This window comes from Mixta theicola, assembly GCF_002895925.1.
In the GTDB taxonomy this organism is placed as follows: Bacteria; Pseudomonadota; Gammaproteobacteria; order Enterobacterales; family Enterobacteriaceae; genus Mixta; species Mixta theicola.
This window is the reverse complement of record NZ_NWUO01000004.1, coordinates 1-23,725: the sequence shown is the minus strand read 5'-3', so window position 1 is coordinate 23,725 and position 23,725 is coordinate 1. Positions and strand designations below refer to the sequence as shown.

The following is a 23,725-nucleotide window of genomic DNA, read 5'->3' as shown; positions in this document are numbered from 1 at the left end:
GTTATGATTTTACTGTTATGTGTGCTTCTACACCGGGTTCGCTGTGTAACCGACGGCAGGCGCGTCCATCCTCACGGAAAAGATGGCAGCGCTGTGGCGGCAGTCCGATGGCGTATTGGGCACCTTCTTCAACCAGCACCACGTCGTTCTGGCGGTAAACCAGGTTCTGACGCAGCGCAGGGATTTGGATATGGATTTGCGTTTCCTGACCGAGCTGCTCGACAACCTGCACCGTACCCTGCAGCGTGACGTCAGCCACTTCGCTGGGCAGCAGATGTTCCGGGCGAATGCCCAGCGACATATTGGCGCCGACCTGTACGGCGGTGCTGTCCACCGGCAGCCAGATTTGCTGGCGGTTAGGCAGTTCAACCTGCACCTGATCGATGGCGGTCGCGGTTACTTTTACCGGCAGGAAGTTCATTTTTGGCGAGCCGATAAAACCGGCGACAAAACGGTTGGCGGGATAGTGATACAGTTCCAGCGGCCTGCCGACCTGAGCGATGCGTCCGCCTTCCAGCACCACGATTTTGTCCGCCAGCGTCATCGCTTCAACCTGGTCGTGAGTGACGTAAATCATGGTGCGCTTCAGGCGCTTATGCAGGCGGGAGATTTCGATACGCATCTGCACGCGCAGCGCGGCATCAAGGTTAGAGAGCGGTTCGTCCAGCAGGAATACCTGCGGCTCCGCCACCAGCGTACGGCCAATCGCGACGCGCTGGCGCTGGCCGCCGGAGAGCGCCTTCGGCTGGCGATCGAGCAGATGCGCTAACTGCAGCACTTCCGCTACCTGCGAAACGCGCTGCTGGATCTCTTTTTTATGGGTGCCGGCCAGCTTAAGGCCGAATGACATGTTATCCGCCACCGTCAGATGGGGATAAAGCGCATAAGACTGAAAGACCATTCCCACGCCGCGCTCGGCTGGCGGCACCTCATTCATGCGTTTACCGCCGATAGTCAGTTCGCCGGAAGTAATTTCTTCCAGCCCGGCAATCATGCGCAGCAGCGTTGACTTGCCGCAGCCTGACGGCCCGACAAACACCACGAACTCTCCTTCGGCAATGGACAGATTAATATCTTTCGATACCACCACATCGCCCCAGGATTTGGTGACTTCTTTCAACACCACATTCGACATTGGCCTCTCCCATCTCCATGACTTCCTTTGAATGGCAGGAGTGTGCGCGAAGGCGGGGGAGGAAAAATCCTCCACCATCCGCTTTTTTACGGGGGAGGAGGCAGGAGGATGAGTTTGTAGCGAAGAGGGGGATCTGACTGACCCGTCAGGCTTTTTCGTGATCGAAACGGCAGGAAAAGGGGCTATTTTTTGTGTGCTGGCACGCAGAAAGCGGCAAAAAAGCTACAGGGATCACAATTCTGGCCGGTGGGGCGTAGGAACAGGGAGGATGAGTCAGCCGTCTCTTATCAGCAGACTCCTGCCTAACGACAACCACTCACGTTTAGAGGTAAGGGAAATGTCAAAGTTCAAACTTAATGGCAAAACGCTGTTGTTATGCGCCATGACCGCCGCGCTGTTACCGGGCGCTGCGCTGGCAAAGATCGAAGAAGGCAAGCTGGTCATCTGGATTAATGGCGACAAAGGCTACAACGGCCTGGCGGAAGTGGGTAAAAAGTTTGAGCAGGATACCGGCATTAAAGTCACCGTTGAGCATCCTGATAAGCTGGAAGAGAAATATCCGCAGGTTGCGGCGACTGGCGACGGCCCGGACATTATCTTCTGGGCGCACGATCGCTTTGGCGGCTATGCGCAATCCGGCCTGCTGGCCGAGGTCTCACCGGATAAAGCGCTGCAGGACAAAATTTATCCCTTTACCTGGGATGCGGTGCGCTTTAACGGCAAGCTGATCGGTTATCCGGTCGCGGTGGAATCGCTGTCGCTGATTTATAACAAAGATCTGCTGCCTAACCCGCCAAAAAGCTGGGAAGAGATCCCGGCGCTGGATAAACAGCTGCGCGCCAAAGGCAAAAGCGCTCTGATGTTTAACCTGCAGGAACCCTATTTTACCTGGCCTCTTATCGCCGCAGACGGCGGCTACGCCTTTAAGAAAGAGAACGGCAGCTATAACGTGAAAAACGTTGGCGTCAATAATCAGGGATCGCAGGAAGGTCTGAAATTCCTGATCGACCTGATTAAAAATAAACACCTGAATGCGGATACCGATTACGCCATTGCCGAAGCGGCTTTTAATAAAGGCGAAACCGCGATGACCATTAACGGCCCCTGGGCATGGAGTAATATCGACAGCGCCAAAATTAATTATGGCGTGACCCTGCTTCCTACCTTTAAAGGCAAACCGTCGAAGCCGTTTGTTGGCGTGCTGAGCGCCGGTATTAACGCCGCCAGCCCGAATAAAGAACTGGCGAAAGAATTCCTGGAAAACTATCTGTTGACCGACGACGGCCTGGCCAAAATGAACGCGGACAAGCCGCTGGGTGCCGTGGCGCTGAAGTCGTATCAGGAGAAGCTGGCGAAGGATGAAAAGATTGCCGCCACCATGGAGAACTCGCAGAAAGGCGAGATCATGCCGAACGTGCCGCAAATGTCCGCCTTCTGGTACGCCGAGCGTAGCGCGGTGCTGAACGCGATTAACGGTCGTCAGACGGTGGAAGCCGCGCTGAAAGATGCCGAAAATCGCCTGACCAAGTAAGGGCTTGCTGGCGCTTTGCACCGGGCCACCTGCGGCGCTCACCGCCAGGTGGCCCGGTGCTGCGGCTGGCCCGATCCCCTCTTTTACTCTATTGCAGAAGGATCCTGAAATGGCAAAATCCGCATTGTGGTGGCAGCGTGACGCCCTGAAGTGGCTGGTTCTTGCCCTGTGTGTGATGATAACCGGCTATCTGGTTGTTCTGATGTATGCCCAGGGCGAATACCTGTTCGCTATCGTCACGCTGATACTGCTCAGCAGCGGCCTGATTACCTTTTTCTACCGCCGTGCTCAGGCGTGGCGCTACGTTTGGCCCGGACTGGCGGGCATGGTGCTGTTTATCCTGTTTCCGCTGGCCTGTACCATCGCCATCGCTTTTACCAACTACAGCAGCACCAACCAGCTCTCTTTTGAGCGGGCGCGTCAGGTTCTGCTGGATCGTCAGTTTCAGGCTGGCGACAGCTACGCGTTTTCCCTCTGGTCAACGGCGAATAATGAGTGGCGACTGCTGCTGAAAAGCCCGGACGATAAGCAGTTTATTACGCCGCTCTTTTCGCTTGCCGGAAAAGGTGAGCAGACGCTTACTCTTACCGAAACGCAGCAACAGCCCGCTGGCGAACGCGTTATGCTGCGCGAAATTACCAAAAATCGTCAGGCGCTTTCACAGCTAACGGCGCGCTTACCGGACGGCACCCAGCTGCGCATGAGTTCGCTGCGCCAGTTCTCCGGCACCCAGCCGCTCTACCGTCTCGGCGAGGATAACTCGCTGACCGACAAACAGACCGGTAAAGTCTGGTATGCCAACGGCGATACCGGCTTCTGGCAAACCAAAGACGCTAACCAGCAGTGGACCAGCGAGAAACTCAGCCCCGGCTATACGGTTGCTGTCGGCTGGGATAACTTTCTGCGCGTATTAACCGATAAGGGTATTCAGCAGCCTTTTATCGCCATTTTTATCTGGACGGTCATTTTCGCAGCGCTCACGGTATTGCTGACCGTGGCGGTAGGCATGGTGCTGGCCTGTCTGATGCAGTGGGAAGCGTTAAAAGGGCGCGCGGTGTATCGCCTGTTGCTGATCCTGCCCTATGCGGTTCCGGCCTTTATTTCCATCCTGATCTTCAAGGGGCTGTTTAACCAGAGCTTTGGCGAGATCAATATGATGCTCGACGGCCTGTTCGGCATCAAACCCGCCTGGTTCAGCGATCCGGCAATGGCGCGCACCATGCTGGTGATCGTCAATACCTGGCTTGGCTATCCCTACATGATGATTCTGTGCATGGGGCTGCTAAAAGCGATTCCCGACGACCTGTATGAAGCTTCGGCGCTGGACGGCGCCACGGCGCTGCAAAACTTTTTCCGCATTACGCTGCCGCTGCTGATTAAGCCGCTGACGCCGCTGATGATTGCCAGCTTCGCCTTTAACTTTAATAACTTCGTGCTGATTTTGCTGCTTACCGATGGCGGACCGGACCGGCTGGGCACCACCACGCCGGCGGGCTATACCGATCTGCTGGTGAGCTACACCTGGCGCATCGCCTTTGAAGGCGGCGGCGGTCAGGATTTTGGCCTGGCGGCCGCTATCGCCACGCTGATTTTCCTGCTGGTCGGCGCGCTGGCGCTGTTTAACCTGCGATTCACCCGGATTAAGACGGATTAAGGAGCGAAACATGGCGATGGTTAAACCCCAATCACAGAAGCTGCGGCTGGCGCTGACGCATCTGCTGCTGCTCGGCTTTATTGTGCTGATTATGTATCCCCTGATGATGGTGCTGGCAATTTCACTGCGCCCCGGCAACTATGCGATCGGCAGCCTGCTGCCGGAGCATCTCTCCTGGGATCACTGGAAGCTGGCGCTCGGTTTCGCGGTAACGCACGAAAACGGCAGCGTTACGCCGCCACCGTTCCCGGTGCTGTTGTGGCTATGGAACTCAGTAAAAGTCGCCGCGATTACTGCCGTTGGGATTGTTGCGCTTTCCACCACCTGCGCCTATGCTTTCGCCCGCATGCGATTTCGCGGTAAGGCGACGCTGCTGAAAGGAATGCTTATATTTCAGATGTTTCCCGCTGTACTTTCGCTGGTAGCGCTTTATGCTCTGTTCGACCGTTTAGGACAGTATCTTCCCTTTATCGGCCTGAATACCCATGCCGGGCTGATTTTTGCCTACCTCGGTGGTATCGCTTTACACGTCTGGACGATTAAAGGCTATTTTGAAACCATTGACGGTTCGCTGGAAGAAGCAGCGGCGCTTGATGGCGCGACGCCATGGCAGGCTTTCCGCTTAATTTTACTGCCGCTTTCCGTGCCAATCCTCGCCGTGGTGTTTATTTTGTCTTTTATCGCTGCCGTGACGGAAGTTCCCGTCGCCTCGCTGCTGTTGCGTGATGTAAACAGCTATACACTGGCGGTCGGTATGCAGCAGTATCTGAATCCGCAGAACTATCTGTGGGGAGATTTTGCCGCGGCGGCGGTGCTGTCTGCGCTGCCGATTACGCTGGTGTTCCTGCTGGCGCAGCGCTGGCTGGTTAGCGGCCTGACCGCTGGCGGCGTGAAGGGTTAACGATTTTTATTGCCGTTGTTGCCTTTGTTGTTATTGCCACTGCTAAGTTGTGTCCTGTGTATATTCAGGCGGCCCATTGGCCGCCTTTTTTTATTCGCGCTTCAAACGGTTGCTGTTGGCCAGCCACAGCGTAATAACCAGAATCAAAATCGCGGCGGAATAGCAAAGCGTGTCGAAAGGATTTTTATGGTCGACCACAATCAGCCGGATAATGGCCGTGATGCCGATATAGATAAAATAGCGCAGCGGGAAGTGGTAGCCCGACTGGAAATATTTCACGATCAGGGCAATAAATTCGAAATAGAGAAACCAGATGACAATGCCTTCCACCAACAAATAAGCCGAGGCGGCTTCGCCGGTATTCAGCAATACATTGGCGAGATGAATGGTCTCTTTGCCCAAAAAAACAATCAAAATGATGCCCAGAAACAGCAGGCCCACGTTTAATATCCATTGCATGATAGTCGCTATTATTTTTTCACTGTTCATTGTTTGTCCTTTTTGCGTGCGTGGTAACCGGCATCTGCCGAACTGACATCATGACAGAATGTGATCAATATCACATTATAACGCGGATAAAAAAACGCCCTGACCGAAGCCAGGGCGTTTTCACACAAGCTGAACGGCTGCGCTAATCAGCGGAAGTGAAGATCGCGGTCGCTGGTCATATCGTACAGCTGATATTTACGGCCCAGCATCTGTCCGCCATCGCGCGTCAGCGGCGTCCAGTTAACCTGAGCGCGGCCACGGTTATGGGTGACGGTAAACAGATCCATCGGCACGGAAATATAGAATCCTTTGGTGAAGTCGCCCTCGCCATATTCGTCGCCGGAGACGTTGGTTAAGGTGGCGTAAGCGCCAACCGTAACGCCGCTGTCGAAGCGTTTTGCGACGTCAATCGTGCCGCCTTTATCCTTCGCCAGGTATTCGCCCACGCTCATTTTCACCAGCACATTATTCATAAACCACGGCTGCCAGTAGGCGGTCAGATGACCGGTCGCCGCTTTGTAATGGGTGAAGTTCATCATGTTGTCCCAGTCGCGCTGTTTAACGTAGTTCGCATCTACGCCAACGGCCCAGGTGGAATCAAGCGGACGATACAGCACCTCTGCGCCCACGCCGCCATACATGGTTTCCAGATAGCCGCCGTACATCTGGCCATAAAAACCGTTGCCAAAGTACTGGAACCAGTTCGCCTGCAGGTTATTAACGTAAACGTTATTTTCTACATAGTCGCGAATATGGGTACGCACGCGCGGCAGCGAGGAATCGATCGGCCGGCCGTCATAGTTGAATTTGTCGTAGTTATTAGCGAGGTTGGCAAAGATGCCGCCGCCGACCAGCAGATGCTGAGTCAGCCAGTAATCAGCGCTGGCATTGATGCCGGCCTGATACATATAAAAGCTTTCCGGGCCGCCAACCGACTGATTCAGTACCGGGGAGAGGCCGTAACTGAAACGCTCCTTCTCGATATAGTAACCCTGCTCGGTTTTACCAGCATCGATCGGATTAATGCGGCGTTGCGCCAGCGGCTGCTCGTGCCCCAGCGGATAGCCTTCCAGCTGCTGACGCAGGCTGCTTACCCTGGTTTCGGTAGTGACCTGCGGCAGGTTGTAGCGCGTTTGGGTAACGCGCAGCGTATCGATATTCTCCGGCAGATCATTCATCAGAATAGCGTTGGCGCGATCGACGCCCTCCTGCGTATCCCGATATTTATACTGCTCGCCCGTAACATAGAGGGTATGGCCTTTTACCTGCAGATTTGGCGCATCCAGACCGGCGTTATATTTCAGCTGCGTTAGCTGGTTCGCCACTGTCGTATGCTGCAACGTTTCCGGCTGCGGCTGAGGTTGGTAGCCAGGCCTGCTGCTGTCGAGATGATGCGTGCTTAACGTGTTGAAATTGCTGTGCAGAGTAAAGCCAAAGGTAAAGGTATTGCCGCGTTCGTAGCTGGCGTTAATATCGGCCCAGTCGGTCAGGCGATAGATGGCGCCGACGTTTACCTTGCTGCGCTGCTCCAGCCGACCGGCGAAGTCGCCCTGATAGTCATTGCCCTCATATTCCAGCTTCAGGCGCAGCGGCTGCCACGGCGTCTGATATTCAATGCCGCCAAAGATCGATGCCGGCCCTTTAAACAGCTCGTCGCCGTTAACCGATCCTGCCGAGCCAAAGCCGCTACGGCGCTGGCAGTATTTATCGTCATAGCTGCAGAACGGGTTTTTAATATTGCCGCTGTTGCCGAGATAGCCCCAGCCAATGCCCAGGGTAAAATCGAGCGGCCCCCAGGCCTTAGTCGCCACCAGATATTCGCTGTCGAACAGCCCGGTGCCGCCTAAATCGCGCGTGCCCGCCGCCACTTCAGGCAGCCAGAAGCCTTCCTGCCATAGCCGCAATTTAATATCGAAGGCTTTATCTTTATAACTTTGATCGCCGCTAAAGCCTTCTACCCGACTGTAAAGCCGCGTGCGGACATCGGTATAGCGTACGGTCGTTTCCAGCCAGGGAAACAGCATCAGCGACGCGGAGTAAAAGCGATACTGGTCGTTATTGCGATAGTTAAGGCTGAACTCCCCCTCTTTAGCCATTCGCGCCGTTGGCACCTGCATCAGGCCAACGCCGCCGAAATCTGACTGTGAAGGGCCACCAGGTTCGCCCCATGTCGCCGCCTGCGTCTGGCAGGCAGCCGCTACGCAAACAGCGAGCAGGCTGAGAAGCATGTTTGTTTTCATCAGTCAGGGATCCGGTGCGTTAAAACAGAAATAATTTGCTGGTTAAGATCGTGATATTCATCCGGCAGCGCCCAGGAAGAGAAACCGAGATAAATAGTGCTGCCCGGCGCCACTTCAACATGACGATGATTCCAGTAAGCCACCGGCACTTCCTGCGTGGAACCGTCAGGCGCAATGACCGTTGCCACATTGTGCTCCGCGCCGCTCAGGCGCGTATGCCCGGCGAGGTAATCCCGCGTATCGCGGCCCGGCTGCCAGTTCACTTTGCCGCTGCCGTCGATCGCGCCCGCCAGCGTTACGCTGGTAGGCCGCTGCAGGATATACACGCTGTACTCCCCTTCCAGACGTCGGTTGGCCTCCGGGCGTAACCGTACCCAGTCAGGATCGAGCGAGGTAAACTGTCGTCCGGTGACCCGCACCGTTTTTAGCTGCTGCAATACGGCGTTGATCGCCGCAGCCCGCTCGCCCTCTTCGCTCGCCGCCCAGCTTTGCAGCCGCGCCAGCGTCTGCTGGTAATGCTGCGCCGCTGCCGCGGTTGCCAGCTGCTCCGCAATCACCGTACCGGGCCACCAGCTTCGATCTTTCAGCGCCGGGCTGGCGAGCAGCTGAGAGAGCGTTTGCGCATGGCTGACAACGGCGGTTTGCGAGGCGTCGGGGTAATAAATCGTGACCTGGCTATCCGCCAGCGCGTTAAATGACAGGCCGGCAATCAGGCCGGCTAAGGCAAAAATGTTTTTCATGATGTGGCTGGCTTCAGAATGGTTATCTCGACCGGCAGCGTATCCGCTCCCACCTGCTGTGCGCTCTGACGTATCTCGCCGCTGCTGGCATCAATCCAGAAGGTGTTTTGCCACTCCGCGCCGTTCGCGGCGATGGTTACCTCTTCATGCCAGACGCGGCAGGCGATCTGATGGCCCGCCAGCATCAGCACCTCATCCTGGCCACGGCTGAAACGTGAAACTGCGCTGCCCGCCCGCAGCTGGCCGTTTTCTGTCCAGCTCATGATACGCGTCCAGCTTTCGCCCTCACGGATTTGCAGTGGATGCGCTAAGGGATCCTGCGGCAAATTATCCACTGCCAGCAGGTTGTCGCTCAGGCCCAGCGTTTTCACCAGACGGCCTTGCTGCGTGACCAGCATCGCCCGATCCTGCGTTACCCATTTCTGCTGGCCCTGTTCGAGATAGCCCAGCACCAGGAAAATGCGCTGGCCGCCGTTGATGCGTAAATACATGCTGGCGTAAGGCAATGATTCTATTTTTTTATCCGATACGGTGACATCGTCCGGGCCCATCACCGCCAGCTTCGCGGTATCAACCAGCCCCTGTTGCGTTTGTGTACACGCTTGTAACAACAGACAAAGAAACAGCAATGGAATATGGCGCACCTGTATATCCCTGTGTGAGTTCGGCAAAGTCAGAAAATAACCACACGGACGTGTGGTTATGATTAAAAACCGCGTTAGCGGGTAGTGCTGGTGGTCGTTGTGGTGGTGGTGCCGGTATTGGTTCCATCCCCACCGCCGGATGTCGCCAGGCCAACGCCTAACAGCGCGCCAACGGCACCGATACCCACTGCGGTGGTGCTGCCTGCGGAAATGGTTCCCGCTTCAGCGCCCGCTGCCGCACCGGCTTCAACCGGAGCGGCAAAGGCGACCGAACCGGATGCCAGATACAGCGCAGCCGCTGTGGCACAGACTATTTTTTTCATACTGAATTTCCCTTCATGAAATGAATGGATTACCCGCCCGAATGGTTTCAGGCGGCTCCAGTATAGGGCAACAAATTACCAGAAATTAGGGCGTAGCGGCGCGGTGAGAGGAGTTATAAAGCCTGGCGTTAAAATCTATACAAACATATTTTATTGGTTTTTATTTTATATATAAAATAATTAACACTATTAATAACCAAAAATTATCTAAGTAACAGAATAATACGATTAAAGCGCTATTTTGGGTAAATATAGCACAATATTATTTATCCCTATACGCTATCGTTTAAATTTATACTTAAATTTCAATTAGATAATTAAGTAAAACTTCGTTTTTAGCGCCATTTCTAACCAGAGGCGTTTAGGACTAATCCTGCGTTAATTTTCGGCGCTAACTGGAATTTTAAGAAAATACTTAGAGCAAAATAACGCATCTGGCCGCTTTCACTTCCAGAAAATGACGTGGCGATCGCAAAAAAACGGTTTTTCACGCTTCAGATCGCGCTAACCCGTAAAAAAGGCGCCGTTCAGGGCGCCTTGTCGATAAAATTTCGCGATTAACGCCAGGCTTTATAGAGGTTGATCAGGCCATTGGTAGAGCTGTCATGGCTGATCACTTTCTCAGCGTTTTCCAGTTCAGGCAGAATACGGTTAGCCAGCTGTTTGCCCAACTCAACGCCCCACTGGTCGAAAGTGAAGATATTGAGGATCGCGCCCTGGGTGAAGATTTTATGCTCATACAGCGCAATCAGCGCGCCCAGGCTGTACGGCGTAATCTCACGCAGCAGAATAGAGTTTGTCGGACGGTTGCCCTCAAACACTTTAAACGGCGCGACATGCTCAACGGATTTCGCATCTTTACCCGCATCGGCAAACTCTTTTTCCACCGCTTCGCGTGATTTACCAAAGGCCAGCGCTTCGGTCTGAGCAAAGAAGTTGGAAAGCAGTTTAGCGTGATGATCGCCCAGCGGATTATGGGTGATGGCCGGCGCGATAAAGTCGCACGGAACCAGCTTAGTACCCTGATGGATCAGCTGGTAGAACGCGTGCTGACCGTTGGTGCCCGGCTCGCCCCAGATAATGGGACCCGTTTGGTAAGAGACCGGATTGCCGTCACGATCGACATACTTACCGTTGGACTCCATATTGCCCTGCTGGAAGTAGGCCGCAAAGCGATGCATATACTGATCGTACGGCAGGATAGCTTCGGTTTCAGCACCGAAGAAGTTGTTGTACCAGATGCCGATCAGCGCCAGCAGTACCGGCAGGTTCTGCTCCGCCGGAGTTTCCGCGAAGTGCTTATCCATCGCATGCGCGCCGCTCAGCAGCTGCACAAAATTATCGAAGCCCACGGAAAGGATGATGGAGAGGCCAATCGCTGACCACAGGGAATAACGCCCACCGACCCAGTCCCAGAACTCAAACATATTAGCGGTATCAATACCGAACTTCGTCACTTCTTTGGCGTTGGTGGAGAGCGCGGCAAAGTGCTTCGCGACCTGCTGCTCGTCGCCCGCCGCTTTCAGAAACCAGTCACGCGCGCTGTGGGCGTTAGTCATGGTTTCCTGCGTGGTAAAGGTTTTTGACGCCACGAGGAACAGCGTGGTTTCCGGGCTCACTTTTTTCAGCGTTTCGGCGATATGGGTGCCGTCCACGTTAGAAACAAAGTGCATATTCAGCTGGTTTTTGTAAGGACGCAGCGCCTCGGTCACCATGTACGGGCCAAGATCGGAGCCGCCGATGCCAATGTTAACCACATCGGTAATCGGCTTACCGGTATAGCCTTTCCACTCGCCGCTGATAATGCGTTCAGAGAAGGCTTTCATTTTCTCCAGCACCGCGTTCACTTCCGGCATGACATCTTTGCCATCTACCAGAATCGGCGTATTGCTGCGGTTACGCAGCGCAACGTGCAGCACCGCGCGATCTTCAGTCCGGTTGATCTTCTCGCCGGAGAACATCGATTTAATCGCCCCCGCCAGCTCGGTCTCTTTTGCCAGCGCCTGTAATTTTTCCAGGGTTTCCGTTGTGATACGGTTTTTTGAGAAATCCACCAGCATCTGGTCGTCAAAGGAGGCGGAGAATTTCGCAAAACGATCGCTGTCCTGGGCAAACAGCTCGGCAATGCGTACGTCTTTCATCTGTTCGTAATGCTGCTGCAGGGCCTGCCAGGCAGCGGTTTGCTTCGGATTGATATTTTTCATGGCAACACTCTTATGTTTTAACAACCGTAATTCTGACCGGACGTCATCTTACCTGCTGACCGTGACTTACTTTCCTTTTCCTGCAACAGGTTACGACTATTGTAGCGGTGAGCGCTCGCTGGCTTTTTCTCACCCTTTGCCCGGGACTCATTATAATTCAGGCTACGGCAAAGATAGCCGCAAGGTATTTCAGTATGACGATTCTTACCGTTGAAAGGAAAAATTTTTATGCCGCTCTCCGCACCATTATTACTGGTGATTATTGGCTTCAGTTCGCTGATGGCCCAGTGGCTCGCCTGGTTACTGCGGCTGCCGGCGATTTTACCGCTGTTGGTTTTCGGAATCGTACTGGGTCCGATAACCCATGTTTTGATGCCTGATGCGCTGTTTGGCGACCTGCTGTTTCCCCTGGTTTCGCTATCGGTAGCGATCATCCTTTTCGAAGGCGCGCTTACGCTGCGCGTTGATGAAATTCGCGGCCTCGGCGGCGTAGTGCGTAACCTGATCGTTATCGGAATGCCGATTACGTTTGTCATTATCAGCCTCGCCTGCTGGCTGCTGCTGCACTTTCCGCCTGAGCTGGCGGCGCTGGTCGGCGCGGTCACGGTCGTAACGGGGCCAACGGTGATTGCGCCGCTGATGCGCGTGGTGCGCCCCAACGCGGCGATTAATCAGGTGCTGCGCTGGGAAGGCATCGTTATCGATCCGGTGGGCGCTATTTTTACCCTACTGGTATTCGAATTCATTGTGCTGCGTCAGCAGGCTGAATCGTTATTGCATCTGTTCTGGACGCTGGGCGTTACGGTGGCGGTAGGTCTGAGCATCGGCGCGCTGGCCGGCTGGCTATTGGGTATCGCCCTGAGGCGCGTCTGGCTGCCCGGTTATTTGCAAAACTTCGGCGTACTGGCGATGGTGTTAACCACCTTCGGCATTTCCAACGCGCTGGCCGATGAGTCGGGTCTGCTGACCGTGACCGTTATGGGCATCTGGCTGGCCAATATGCGCGATGTGGATTTGCGCGACATTATCGCCTTTAAAGAGGAGCTGTCGGCGCTGCTGATTTCCGGCCTGTTTATTATCCTCGCCGCACGGCTGGATATTGGCGCGCTGCTGACGCTGGGCTGGCCGCTGGTGGCGCTGCTGCTGGTGGTGCAGTTTATCGCCCGGCCGCTCTGTATCGCTCTCTCCACCTAGAGATCGTCGCTGCACTGGCGCGACCGCCTGCTGCTGAGCTGGATTGCGCCGCGCGGCATTGTCGCGGCGGCGGTCAGTTCGCTGTTCGCCCTGACGCTGGCGCGCAGCGGCTACGCGCAGGCTGACCGGCTGGTTACGGTGGTATTCGCGGTGATTATCGGCACCGTGGTTTTGCAGAGCCTGACCAGCGCCCCGCTTGCTCGCTGGCTGCGCGTTCAGCAGCAGCGCCCGCGCGGCGTGCTGATTATCGGCGCGAACGCCGTGGCGCGTGCGTTAGCGTTGGCGCTACAGCGGCTGGATATTCCGGTGATGCTCACCGACAGCAGCTGGGAGTATTATCGTCAGGCCAGAATGGAAGGCATTCCCGCCTGGTATGGCAATGCCTGGTCTGAATATGCGGAGAACTATCTCGATCTCAGCGAGATCGCTCAGGTACTGGCGTTGTCACCGAACCGACATCAAAACGCGCTGGCGGTTTATCATTTCAGCCATATTTTCGGCGCGGCGAAGGTGGCTTCTGTCCGCTCCGGCTCGTCGCTGGCAGGCCGTCGTGATACCGAAAGCCCGCGCTTCCGCCGCCATGAGACGCTGTTCGGCGCTGAGCAAACCTATGGCCATCTCAGCGTGCTGCTGGCTAAAGGCGCAACCATCAAAGCAACGCAGCTAACGGAAAATTTCGGCTGGCTGGACTATCTGGCAACCCATTCGGGAGTCATCCCGCTGTTTGCGCTAAAAGAGAGCGGACAGCTGGAGATCATGGGCAACGCCACGCCGCCGGAGGTGCCCTGTACGCTGATTGCGCTGGTCAAAGTTGAGAATTCTTCAAATGCCGGTCATTGACAGCGGCGGCAGAACCCGATATTTGTAAACGGTTACTTGCGCAGCGATGCGTAAGCCAGAAGAGGCGCGTCGCCCAGGTAGTGTGTCAGAGGAGCCGTATCCGGTGAAGACACATCAGGGGGAGCGACGCCGAGGCAATCTCTCCACGGCGGAGAGATTGTCGGCTGCAGAGGCTGAATCCTCTGGGTTGTCACCAGGCGCGTGCGACAGTCGGACGCGCCGCAAGGTGGGGCGCTTCTGGGTGCTCGTAGTTGTTCCTTTCTACGTCTGCCCCGTTTCTGCTCTTCCCTTGTGCCAAGGCTGATGGAATTGAACCTGACACGGGGTATTTATGTTGCAATCTGAATTAATCGTCGCAAAATTTGGCGGCACCAGCGTAGCCGATTTTACCGCGATGAACCGCAGCGCCGATGTGGTGCTGGGTAATGCCAATGTACGACTGGTGGTGCTTTCCGCTTCCGCCGGGATCACCAACCTGCTGGTGGCGCTGGCAGAAGGCCAGGAACCGTCGCAGCGCTATGCTCTGCTGGATGAGATCCGTCGTATTCAATACGCCATTGTCGATCGGCTGCAGCAGCCGGAAGTGATCCGCGAGGAAATCGACCGCATGCTGGAAAATATCGCCATGCTGGCCGAAGCGGCGGCGCTGGCCTCTTCAGCGGCGCTGACCGATGAGCTGGTGAGCCACGGCGAGCTGATCTCCTCTCTGCTGTTTGTAGAAATCCTGCGCGAGCGTAACGTGGCCGCCGAATGGTTTGACGTGCGCAAAATCATGCGCACCAACGATCGTTTCGGCCGTGCCGAGCCGGACGTGAGCACGCTGGCTGAGTTAAGCCGTCAGCAGCTACGTCCAAGGCTGGAAACGGCGCTGGTAATTACTCAGGGCTTTATCGGTAGCGAAGCGAAAGGCCGTACCACTACGCTGGGCCGGGGTGGCAGCGATTACACCGCCGCGCTGCTGAGCGAGGCGCTGCAGGCGCAGCGTATTGATATTTGGACCGACGTTCCCGGCATCTATACCACCGATCCGCGCATCGTTCCGGCGGCGCAGCGTATCGATAAAATCACCTTTGAAGAAGCGGCCGAGATGGCGACCTTCGGCGCGAAAGTGCTGCATCCGGCGACGCTGCTGCCCGCGGTGCGCAACGATATTCCGGTATTTGTCGGCTCCAGCAAAGATCCTGCCGCCGGCGGCACGCTGGTCTGCAATGAGACGGAAAACCCGCCGTTATTCCGCGCGCTGGCGCTGCGCCGTAAGCAGACGCTGCTGACCCTGCACAGTCTGAATATGCTGCACGCACGCGGTTTTCTGGCGGAGGTGTTTGCTATTCTGGCGCGCCATCATATTTCTGTCGATTTGATTACCACCTCCGAGGTGAGCGTGGCGCTGACGCTGGATACCACCGGCTCTACGTCCACCGGCGATAGCCTGTTAACCCAGGCGCTGCTGACCGAGCTTTCCTCGCTGTGTCGGGTTGAGGTGGAAGAGAATCTGGCGCTGGTGGCACTGATTGGCAATAAGCTGTCGCAGGCGTGCGGCGTGGGCAAAGAGGTCTTCGGCGTGCTTGAGCCTTTTAACCTGCGCATGATCTGCTACGGCGCCAGCAGCTACAACCTCTGTTTCCTGGTACCGGGCAACGATGCGGAACAGGTGGTGCGCACGCTGCATCACAATCTGTTTAAATGCTAATGTTTAACGCTGGCGGCGGCGCGGGCTTAAGACGAACCTGGTCTGGCGGCAATCCCCTGGCATTTTTATAAGGAAGTCTGGCTATGCTCGCCAAAATCACCCGGCTGTTTCCGCTGTGGGCCGTTTTGCTCTCGGTGGCCGCGTACTTTTCACCCGGCACCTTTATCGGTATCGGCCCCTGGGTTTCTTATCTGCTGATGCTGATTATGTTCGGTATGGGCGTTACCTTACATATTGATGATTTTAAACGCGTGCTGGTGCGCCCGGCTCCGGTTATCGCCGGTACATTTTTGCACTATCTGGTCATGCCGCTGGCCGCCTGGCTGTTGGCCAGACTGTTTCAGATGCCGCCCGAGCTGGCCGCTGGCATGATCCTGGTGGGCAGCGTCGCCAGCGGTACGGCCTCCAACGTGATGATCTATCTGGCGAAAGGAGACGTAGCGCTGTCGGTGACTATCTCTTCCGTTTCAGCGCTGGTAGGCGTATTTGCCACGCCGCTGCTGACGCGTCTCTATGTGGATACTCACGTTGAGGTGGATGTGGTCGGCATGTTGCTGAGCATTATCAAAATCGTGGTGATCCCTATCGGCCTCGGCCTGATTGTTCATCACAGCATGAATCGCGTGGTGAAGCGCATCGAGCCGTGGCTGCCCGCTTTTTCCATGATTTGTATTCTGCTGATCATCAGCGCGGTGGTAGCCGGTAGCCAGGGCTTTATCGGTTCGGTCGGTCTGGTAGTGATTGCGGCGGTTATTCTGCACAATGCCATCGGGCTGCTGGGCGGCTACTGGGGCGGCAAGCTGTTTGGCTTTGATGAGTCAACCTGCCGCACGCTGGCGCTGGAAGTCGGCATGCAAAACTCCGGGCTGGCGGCCACGCTGGGCAAGCTCTATTTCTCGCCGCTGGCGGCCCTGCCCGGCGCGCTGTTTTCTGTCTGGCATAACCTCTCCGGTTCGCTGCTGGCGGGTTACTGGTCCGGCAAACCGGTTAATAAAAAATAAGCCTTCAGGCGTTTGCCAGCCGTCCGGGCTGGCAAACGTTCACTACTTCTCCCGCTCATCGTTCGGCTGTTCCAGCACGCTGTAGGCCACCGCGCAAAATAGCGAGTTAAGCCGTTTCATATCGCCCAGCAGACCCAAATGCAGCGAGCTGGTTTCAATGCTCTGCACGTTTTTTTGGTACAGGCGCTCTACGTGTTCGTACGAAAAACGACGGTTCATAATGCGAAAACGGTGTTTGGCCCGATGCAGACGCTTCGCGCTGGCAATATCACGCGATAAAAATACCGACAGCGCCAGCCGCAGATTATTCAGCAGCTGTTCATGCAGCTGTTCCAGCGATTTTAGCCCTTCCGGCGAGAAAGCGCGGCGCGCGGCCAGTGACTTATCGGCCACGTCGCCGCTCATGCGCTCGATAATATCGCCCGCCTGCTCCAGATTAAGCGCCGTTTCGATAATTTCGGCCCAGCGGCGTGAATCTTCCTCAGGCAGATCCTCTTTCGGCATACGCGCCAGATAAAGTTTGATTGCGGTATACAGCACATCCACGTCATCATCGAGCCGCCGAACCTCACGCTCCTGACGCGGCTCGCCGTGCATAACCTTACTGAAATTCTCCATCATGATTTCCAGCACGTCGCCTATACGCAGGGTTTCACGCGCTGCGTTAGCCAGCGCCAGCGTCGGCGTATCCAACGCGCTGCGATCGAGATGTTTTGGCTTCAGACGCGTATCGTTTTCCTGATCGTCACGGATCAGCCGTTTACACAACCGCGCCATAGGATCGGCAAAAGGCACCATGATCAGGCAGCGGATCAGGTTGTAGAAAACGTGGAAGAAGATGACCAGCTCTTTATCAGGCATCGACAATTTACCCAGCCACGCCGACAGCAGATGGATAAAAGGCAACACCAGCAAGCAACCAATTACCTTAAATAACAGGCTGCCGAGCGCCACCCGCTTGCCGGCTGCGTTGGAACCGCTGTTGTTCAGCATCGCCAGCAGCCCGCTGCCGAGGTTGGCGCCGATGACCAGGCAGAGAGCGACCTGAAACGAGATGACGCTGGTCGCCGTCAATGTTGCCGTCAGCAGCACCGCCGCCAGGCTGGAATAGCTGATAATGGCGAAAACCGCGCCGATCAGCGCATCCAGCATAATATCGCCCGTAAGCGAGGAGAAAATCACCTGAACGCCTGAAGCCTGCGTGATCGGCCGGGCCGCTTCAACCACCAGCTGCAGCGCCAGCAAAATTAAGCCGAGACCGATACTGGCGCGCCCCAGCTGTCCTGCGCGCGTCTGCTTACGGCCAAGAAAGAAGACCACGCCAAAAAAGATAAACAGCGGCGACAGCCAGGAAAGATCGAAGGTCAGCACGCGCGCCATGATCGCCGTACCGACATCGGCACCAAGAATAATCACCAGCGCTGGCGTCAGGCCGACCAGGTTTTGTGCCACAAATGAGGTGACCAGCAGCGTGGTGGCATTACTGCTCTGTACCAGCGCCGTCACGCCGATACCGGCCATAAATGCCATCGGTTTCTTTTCTACGCTGCGGCTGAGCACGCGCCGTAGATCGGCGCCGTAAACGCGCATTATGCCGGTGCGCACAATATGGGTTCCCCATACCAGCAGCGCCACCGCAGAAAGTAAATTAAGCAGGGTTAACACGGCTATTTACTCCTTTATGCCGGACGACAACAGCATTTACAGCTTGCCCGGAGGGAAATGCAGCAAATGAAGAATATATTCTCCTTACACGCTCCGCAGAGTCCTGTTTTTAGCTTATTTTTCAGGCAGGTTAACGCGGGGAACAATCTATTAAATGTAGACTAAGATCCTGGCGGGATGGAAAGTTGATGGCCGTTGCGCAAGGATTGGCGCCCTGGTTTGCTGACGCCGCAGAAGCATGCCAGCCCGGAGACGGGCTGGCGATGATTTTATTAATCGGCGTCGTAGCCGAGATGAGAGGCCAGCCAGCGTTCTGTCTCGCTTACCGTCATGCCTTTACGTGCAGCATAATCTTCAATCTGATCGCGCTGCAGCTGCGCCACGGCAAAGTAACGGCTGTCAGGATGACTAAAGTACCAGCCGGAAACGGACGCGCCGGGCCACATGGCAAAGGATTCGGTCAGCTTCATGCCGGTATGGCGTTCCACGTCCAGCAGCTGCCAGATCGTGGCTTTTTCGGTATGCTCCGGGCAGGCCGGATAACCCGGCGCGGGCCGAATCCCCTGATAGCGTTCACGGATCAGCTCCTCACTGCTGAGGTTCTCGTTTGCGGCATAGCCCCAGATGACTTTGCGCACCCGTTCATGCAGGTATTCAGCAAAGGCTTCGGCCAGACGATCGGCCAGCGCCTTGACCATAATTTTATTGTAATCGTCGTGCTGACGATCCCAGGCTTCGGCCAGCGTATCCTCTTCCAGCCCGCCGGTAACGGCAAACGCGCCCAGGTAATCCGCTTTCCCGCTCGCCTTCGGCGCAATAAAGTCCGCCAGACAGTAGTTCGCAAAGCCCACCTTTTCCGTTTGCTGACGTAAATGATGGCTGACGGCAATCACCTGCGTACGCGATTCGTCCCGGTAGATTTCAATATCGTCATCGACGCGGTTCGCCGGGAAGATGCCGACCACGCCGCGCGGCGTCAGGCTGCCATCGGCGCTCAGCCGATCGAGCATGGCATTCGCATCGGCAAACAGACGCTGCGCCTCTTCACCCACCACCTCGTCCTCAAGGATGCGCGGATATTTGCCCGCCAGCGACCAGGTCATAAAGAACGGCGTCCAGTCAATGTAGTGACGCAGGGTCTCAATCGATGCCTTCACTTCGCTAACGCCCAGCCGGTGCGCGGCTGGCGGCGTGTACTGCTCCCAGTCAAAAGCAAAATCATTTTCGCGCGCGGCCTGCAGCGTAACCGGCGGCGTGCGCGGCTTTTTGCGCCCGTGCTGAATGCGTACCGTTTCATACTCTTTACGCGTACGGGCCACAAAGCCATCGTGTTGCTCAGCCGACAGCAGCGCGGAGACCACGCCAACGGTACGCGAGGCGTTCTGCACGTAAACCGTGGGGCCGCTGTAGTTCTGCTCAATTTTTACGGCGGTATGCGCTTTGGAGGTGGTAGCCCCGCCGATCAGCAACGGCATGGTAAAGCCCTGACGCTCCATCTCCTTCGCCACGTTGACCATTTCATCCAGCGAAGGCGTAATCAAACCTGACAGGCCAATAATATCCGCCCGCTCTTCACGCGCGGTTTTAAGGATTTTTTCCGTCGGCACCATGACGCCAAGATCGATAATTTCATAGTTGTTGCACTGCAGTACCACGCCAACGATATTTTTGCCGATGTCATGAACATCGCCTTTTACCGTGGCCAGCACGATTTTGCCGTTGGTGCTGCCCACCGCTTTAGTGGCCTGAATGTAAGGTTCCAGCCAAGCCACCGCCTGCTTCATGACGCGTGCCGACTTCACCACCTGCGGCAGGAACATTTTCCCTTCGCCAAACAGGTCGCCAACCACGTTCATACCGGCCATCAACGGCCCTTCGATCACCTCAATCGGGCGATCCGCCTGCAGACGCGCCTCTTCGGTATCCTCTTCGATAAATTCAGTGATGCCCTTAACCAGCGAATATTCCAGCCGCTTCGCCACGTCCCAGCTGCGCCATTCCGCCTGCGGTTTGGTACTGTCGTCCGCCGCCTTGCTGCCGCGATATTTTTCCGCCAGATCCAGCAGGCGCTCGGTGCCATCGTCGCGACGGTTTAAAATCACATCCTCTACCGCATCGCGCAGTTCGGCGGATAGATCGTCATAAATCGCCAGCTGACCGGCGTTAACAATCCCCATATCCATGCCGTTACGGATAGCGTAATAGAGGAATACGGCATGAATTGCTTCACGTACCGGATCGTTGCCGCGAAAGGAGAAAGAAACGTTAGAGACGCCGCCGGAGATCAGCGCGTGCGGTAATTCACGTTTGATATCTTCGCAGGCGCCGATAAAATCCATCGCGTAGTTATTGTGCTCGTCAATCCCGGTCGCTACGGCAAATATATTTGGATCGAAAATAATATCTTCCGGTGGGAAGCCTACCTCTTCCGTCAGAATGCGGTAGGCTCGTCGACAGATGTCGGTTTTACGCGCCCGCGTATCCGCCTGCCCGACCTCATCAAACGCCATCACAACCACCGCCGCGCCATAACGACGTACCAGCCGCGCATGATGAATAAAGGCTTCCTCGCCCTCTTTCATCGAAATGGAGTTAACGATGCCTTTGCCCTGGATGCATTGCAGCCCTTTTTCAATCACCTCCCATTTTGAGGAGTCGATCATTATCGGCACGCGCGCAATATCCGGCTCGCCGGCAATCAGATTAAGGAAGCGCACCATCGCCGCTTCAGCGTCGAGCATGCCCTCATCCATATTAATATCGATGATTTGTGCACCGCTCTCTACCTGCTGACGCGCTACCTCCAGCGCTTCACTGTATTTATCTTCTTTAATTAGCCGCTTGAATTTTGCTGAGCCGGTAACGTTGGTACGTTCACCAACGTTAACAAACAGTGAATCCGCGCCAATATTCAGTGGCTCAAGCCCGGACAAGCGGCAGGCAACCGGCGTCTCCGGCAGCTTGCGCGGCGCGACGCCTTCGATCGCCTGTGCCATCGCGGCGATATGCGCCGGCGTGGTTCCACAGCAGCCGCCGACGATATTTAAAAAGCCCGCTTGCGCCCACTCTGCAATCTGCTCAGCCATCACTTGCGCATCCAGATCGTATTCGCCGAAAGCGTTAGGCAAACCGGCGTTGGGATGTGCGGTTACGTAGCATTCAGCAAGGCGCGACATTTCAGCAACGTACTGACGCAGTTCATCCGGTCCCAGCGCGCAGTTCAGGCCAAAAGAGAGCGGCTCGGCATGGCGTAGCGAGTTATAAAACGCTTCGGTTGTCTGGCCCGAAAGGGTACGGCCTGAGGCATCAGTAATGGTGCCGGAGATCATCAGCGGCAGCGAAACGCCCAACGCTTCAAATTCACTTTGAATGGCAAATACGGCGGCTTTAGCGTTCAACGTGTCGAAAATGGTTTCGATCATGATAATATCCACGCCGCCTTCAACCAGCGCGCGCGTCGATTCGCGATAGGCCGTTACCAGTTCATTAAAGGTGACATTACGGAAAGCGGGATCGTTAACATCGGGAGAAATTGAACAGGTACGGTTAGTGGGACCCAACACTCCGGCGACATAACGTGGACGTCCCGGCGTTTTCGCGCTCCATTCATCGGCGCAGGCGCGAGCCAGCCTGGCCGCCTCATAGTTGATCTCTGCCGACAGCGATTCCATATGGTAATCCGCCATCGCAATGGTGGTGGCGTTAAAGGTATTGGTTTCCAGAATGTCGGCGCCAGCTTCAAGGTAGGCATTGTGGATGGCGCGAATAATCTCCGGCTGCGTCAGCACCAGCAGATCATTGTTGCCTTTCAGATCGCTGGCCCAGTTTGCGAAACGATCGCCCCGGTAATCCTGCTCTTCCAGACGATAGCTCTGGATCATAGTGCCCATGCCGCCGTCCAGCACCATGATGCGTTGTGCCAGCTGCCGATGCAGCGCGTCGATTCTGTCAGTCACTCTTGCTTCACCCATTTCGATTATTATTAGCACCGTCTGTGGCACAGTTTGGCATAATGTTTGTACGACTCAAAGCTGCCGCTGAGAAGGGCTCCCTGTCAGAGAGCGCTTCTTTATTGACGCGCAGGCGGCTGTAGCCCGCTGGCGTCATGTACGGCCCGTTATTCCAGGGTTGGATTCATATGCCGTAAATCGTAAGGCGTTATTTGATAAACGTAATAGTTGAGCCAGTTAGAAAACAGCAGGTTTCCATGACTGCGCCAGCTGGCGCGCGGCGTGAGGGTCGGGTTGTTCTGCGGAAAATAGTTGTAAGGGATCGCCGGATTTAATCCCGCTTCGCTATCGCGCTGAAATTCTCCTGCCAGCGTTAGCGCATCATATTCAGGGTGGCCGGTAACAAAGGCCAGTCGCTTATCTTTACTTCCCAACAGGTAAGGCCCGGCCTGCTCCGATTCCGCAAAGATCTCCAGATCGGTATAGTCACGGATCAGCTGAGCGGGAAAGTCGGCATAACGGGAATGCGGTGCAAGGAAAGTATCGTCAAAACCACGCGTTAATAAAGCGTGCGGATGCAGAGTTTGATGTTCATAAACGCCTGACAGCTTGGTGGCGCGGGTCTGTTTCGGGATGCCATACAAAATATTAAGCGCCGCCTGCACTGCCCAGCAGATAAACAGAGTTGAGGTTACGTGCTCTTTCGCCCAGTGCAATACACGCTCTATTTGCGGCCAGTAAGCCACATCATGAAAATCGACCAGGCCCAGCGGCGCGCCGGTAACAATCAGGCCGTCGTAGTTTTCATGCTCAATATCTTCAAAGTTGCAGTAAAAGTTATTGAGATGCTCCATCGGCGTGTTGCGCGATTCACGGCTATCAATGCGTAACAGCTGAATATCTATTTGCAGCGGGGAGTTAGATAGCAGACGTAAAAACTGGTTTTCCGTCTCGATCTTTTTTGGCATCAGATTTAATACCAGCACTTTAAGCGGTCGGATTTCCTGAACGCTGGCGCGAGAATGGGTCATAACAAAGACGTTCTCTTTGCGTAAACAGTTTACGGCTGGTAATTCATCGGGTACCCGAATTGGCATAGCCTCTATTCCTCACTACATACGTTTATACGTTTAGACATCCAGATGCCCGAAGATAGCCTGATGGCGCAAGAATGTCGAGACTTCAGCCAGAAATTGAAAATTTTTCATTCATAAAAGTAAAAAAGCTATGAGCAAAGGGGAAATAGAAGAAAAAGGTTATAAAGCAGAGGAGAAATAGCAGATTAAGGAGGCGGCAAAGGGGCGGCAACGCGTAAGGTTAATCCCGGCAACCGGCGTTTCGCCGGCCGCCAGACACGAAAAAGCCCCAGCTTTCGCTGAGGCTCCGTCGTTTATTTAATGCCTGGCAGTTCCCTACTCTCGCATGGGGAAGCCCCACACTACCATCGGCGCTGCGGCGTTTCACTTCTGAGTTCGGCATGGGGTCAGGTGGGACCACCGCGCTCTCGCCGCCAGGCAAATTCTG

The 23,725-nt window shown here is 55.5% G+C and carries 15 protein-coding genes, 1 rRNA gene, 1 pseudogene and 1 riboswitch; of the genes and pseudogenes, 6 read left to right on the top strand and 11 right to left on the bottom strand.

Annotated elements, in window-relative coordinates; all coding sequences use genetic code 11:
- Window position 1: 1 nt before the first annotated feature.
- A complete protein-coding gene (gene malK, locus COO59_RS06735) occupies window positions 2-1,135 on the bottom strand; it encodes a maltose/maltodextrin ABC transporter ATP-binding protein MalK (RefSeq protein ID WP_103059052.1) in 1,134 nt (377 codons plus the stop codon).
- Between the two features lie 337 nt (window positions 1,136-1,472).
- On the opposite strand from malK, the gene malE reads away from it, so the two are divergent.
- From malE to malG, 3 genes are all read left to right on the top strand, one after another.
- On the top strand, window positions 1,473-2,666 hold the full coding sequence (gene malE, locus COO59_RS06730) for a maltose/maltodextrin ABC transporter substrate-binding protein MalE (RefSeq protein ID WP_103059051.1): 1,194 nt from the start codon (window positions 1,473-1,475) through the stop codon (window positions 2,664-2,666).
- A gap of 109 nt (window positions 2,667-2,775) precedes the next feature.
- Window positions 2,776-4,320 (top strand): maltose ABC transporter permease MalF, encoded by a 1,545-nt coding sequence (gene malF / locus COO59_RS06725; protein WP_103059050.1) that lies wholly within the window; start codon window positions 2,776-2,778, stop codon window positions 4,318-4,320.
- A gap of 10 nt (window positions 4,321-4,330) precedes the next feature.
- Window positions 4,331-5,221 carry a maltose ABC transporter permease MalG gene (gene malG / locus COO59_RS06720; RefSeq protein WP_103059049.1) on the top strand — a complete coding sequence of 297 codons (891 nt, stop codon included), beginning with the start codon at window positions 4,331-4,333 and terminating at the stop codon, window positions 5,219-5,221.
- Window positions 5,222-5,311: 90 nt separating this feature from the next.
- On the opposite strand, the gene psiE is transcribed toward malG, so the two are convergent.
- The 6 genes from psiE to pgi all read right to left on the bottom strand — a co-directional run bounded on the left by psiE (window position 5,312) and on the right by pgi (window position 11,861).
- On the bottom strand, window positions 5,312-5,710 hold the full coding sequence (gene psiE, locus COO59_RS06715; protein ID WP_103059048.1) for a phosphate-starvation-inducible protein PsiE: 399 nt from the start codon (window positions 5,708-5,710) through the stop codon (window positions 5,312-5,314).
- Window positions 5,711-5,856: 146 nt separating this feature from the next.
- Window positions 5,857-7,950 (bottom strand): YjbH domain-containing protein, encoded by a 2,094-nt coding sequence (locus COO59_RS06710; protein WP_103059047.1) that lies wholly within the window; start codon window positions 7,948-7,950, stop codon window positions 5,857-5,859.
- Window positions 7,950-8,690 (bottom strand): capsule biosynthesis GfcC D2 domain-containing protein, encoded by a 741-nt coding sequence (locus COO59_RS06705; protein WP_103059046.1) that lies wholly within the window; start codon window positions 8,688-8,690, stop codon window positions 7,950-7,952. The genes COO59_RS06710 and COO59_RS06705 overlap by 1 nt, the downstream gene beginning before the upstream one ends.
- Entirely contained in the window at window positions 8,687-9,334 is a 648-nt protein-coding gene (locus tag COO59_RS06700) for a YjbF family lipoprotein (RefSeq protein WP_103059045.1), read from the bottom strand. The genes COO59_RS06705 and COO59_RS06700 overlap by 4 nt, the downstream gene beginning before the upstream one ends.
- A gap of 74 nt (window positions 9,335-9,408) precedes the next feature.
- Window positions 9,409-9,657, bottom strand: coding sequence for an exopolysaccharide production protein YjbE (yjbE, locus tag COO59_RS06695; RefSeq protein ID WP_103059044.1), 249 nt, complete (start codon window positions 9,655-9,657; stop codon window positions 9,409-9,411).
- A 557-nt stretch (window positions 9,658-10,214) separates the two neighbouring features.
- On the bottom strand, window positions 10,215-11,861 hold the full coding sequence (pgi, locus tag COO59_RS06690) for a glucose-6-phosphate isomerase (protein ID WP_103059043.1): 1,647 nt from the start codon (window positions 11,859-11,861) through the stop codon (window positions 10,215-10,217).
- A 228-nt stretch (window positions 11,862-12,089) separates the two neighbouring features.
- On the opposite strand from pgi, the pseudogene COO59_RS06685 reads away from it, so the two are divergent.
- The 3 genes and pseudogenes from COO59_RS06685 to panS all read left to right on the top strand — a co-directional run bounded on the left by COO59_RS06685 (window position 12,090) and on the right by panS (window position 16,586).
- Window positions 12,090-13,895, top strand: a pseudogene (locus tag COO59_RS06685) (cation:proton antiporter).
- A gap of 51 nt (window positions 13,896-13,946) precedes the next feature.
- Window positions 13,947-14,140, top strand: a riboswitch (Lysine riboswitch).
- Between the two features lie 86 nt (window positions 14,141-14,226).
- On the top strand, window positions 14,227-15,585 hold the full coding sequence (gene lysC, locus COO59_RS06680) for a lysine-sensitive aspartokinase 3 (RefSeq protein WP_103059042.1): 1,359 nt from the start codon (window positions 14,227-14,229) through the stop codon (window positions 15,583-15,585).
- An 83-nt stretch (window positions 15,586-15,668) separates the two neighbouring features.
- Window positions 15,669-16,586, top strand: a complete 918-nt coding sequence (gene panS, locus COO59_RS06675) for a ketopantoate/pantoate/pantothenate transporter PanS (protein ID WP_103059041.1) — start codon at window positions 15,669-15,671, stop codon at window positions 16,584-16,586.
- 42 nt (window positions 16,587-16,628) lie between these two features.
- Here panS and COO59_RS06670 read toward each other — a convergent pair whose 3' ends face one another.
- From COO59_RS06670 to rrf, 4 genes are all read right to left on the bottom strand, one after another.
- Complete coding sequence (locus COO59_RS06670) at window positions 16,629-18,251, bottom strand: Na/Pi cotransporter family protein (RefSeq protein ID WP_103059040.1); 1,623 nt, start codon at window positions 18,249-18,251, stop codon at window positions 16,629-16,631.
- 272 nt (window positions 18,252-18,523) lie between these two features.
- Window positions 18,524-22,207 carry a methionine synthase gene (metH, locus tag COO59_RS06665; RefSeq protein WP_103059039.1) on the bottom strand — a complete coding sequence of 1,228 codons (3,684 nt, stop codon included), beginning with the start codon at window positions 22,205-22,207 and terminating at the stop codon, window positions 18,524-18,526.
- A gap of 161 nt (window positions 22,208-22,368) precedes the next feature.
- A complete protein-coding gene (metA, locus tag COO59_RS06660) occupies window positions 22,369-23,298 on the bottom strand; it encodes a homoserine O-acetyltransferase MetA (protein WP_103059038.1) in 930 nt (309 codons plus the stop codon).
- Window positions 23,299-23,600: 302 nt separating this feature from the next.
- A 5S ribosomal RNA gene (rrf, locus tag COO59_RS06655) occupies window positions 23,601-23,716 on the bottom strand.
- Window positions 23,717-23,725: the final 9 nt, after the last annotated feature.

Coding starts and splice junctions, on each gene's coding strand:
- malF (WP_103059050.1), top strand. CDS start 2,776: ATGGCAAAATCCGCATTGTGGTGGCAGCGTGACGCCCTGAAGTGGCTG.
- yjbE (WP_103059044.1), bottom strand. CDS start 9,657: ATGAAAAAAATAGTCTGTGCCACAGCGGCTGCGCTGTATCTGGCATCC.
- malG (WP_103059049.1), top strand. CDS start 4,331: ATGGCGATGGTTAAACCCCAATCACAGAAGCTGCGGCTGGCGCTGACG.
- malK (WP_103059052.1), bottom strand. CDS start 1,135: ATGTCGAATGTGGTGTTGAAAGAAGTCACCAAATCCTGGGGCGATGTG.
- malE (WP_103059051.1), top strand. CDS start 1,473: ATGTCAAAGTTCAAACTTAATGGCAAAACGCTGTTGTTATGCGCCATG.
- panS (WP_103059041.1), top strand. CDS start 15,669: ATGCTCGCCAAAATCACCCGGCTGTTTCCGCTGTGGGCCGTTTTGCTC.
- lysC (WP_103059042.1), top strand. CDS start 14,227: ATGTTGCAATCTGAATTAATCGTCGCAAAATTTGGCGGCACCAGCGTA.
- psiE (WP_103059048.1), bottom strand. CDS start 5,710: ATGAACAGTGAAAAAATAATAGCGACTATCATGCAATGGATATTAAAC.
- pgi (WP_103059043.1), bottom strand. CDS start 11,861: ATGAAAAATATCAATCCGAAGCAAACCGCTGCCTGGCAGGCCCTGCAG.
- COO59_RS06705 (WP_103059046.1), bottom strand. CDS start 8,690: ATGAAAAACATTTTTGCCTTAGCCGGCCTGATTGCCGGCCTGTCATTT.
- COO59_RS06710 (WP_103059047.1), bottom strand. CDS start 7,950: ATGAAAACAAACATGCTTCTCAGCCTGCTCGCTGTTTGCGTAGCGGCT.
- metA (WP_103059038.1), bottom strand. CDS start 23,298: ATGCCAATTCGGGTACCCGATGAATTACCAGCCGTAAACTGTTTACGC.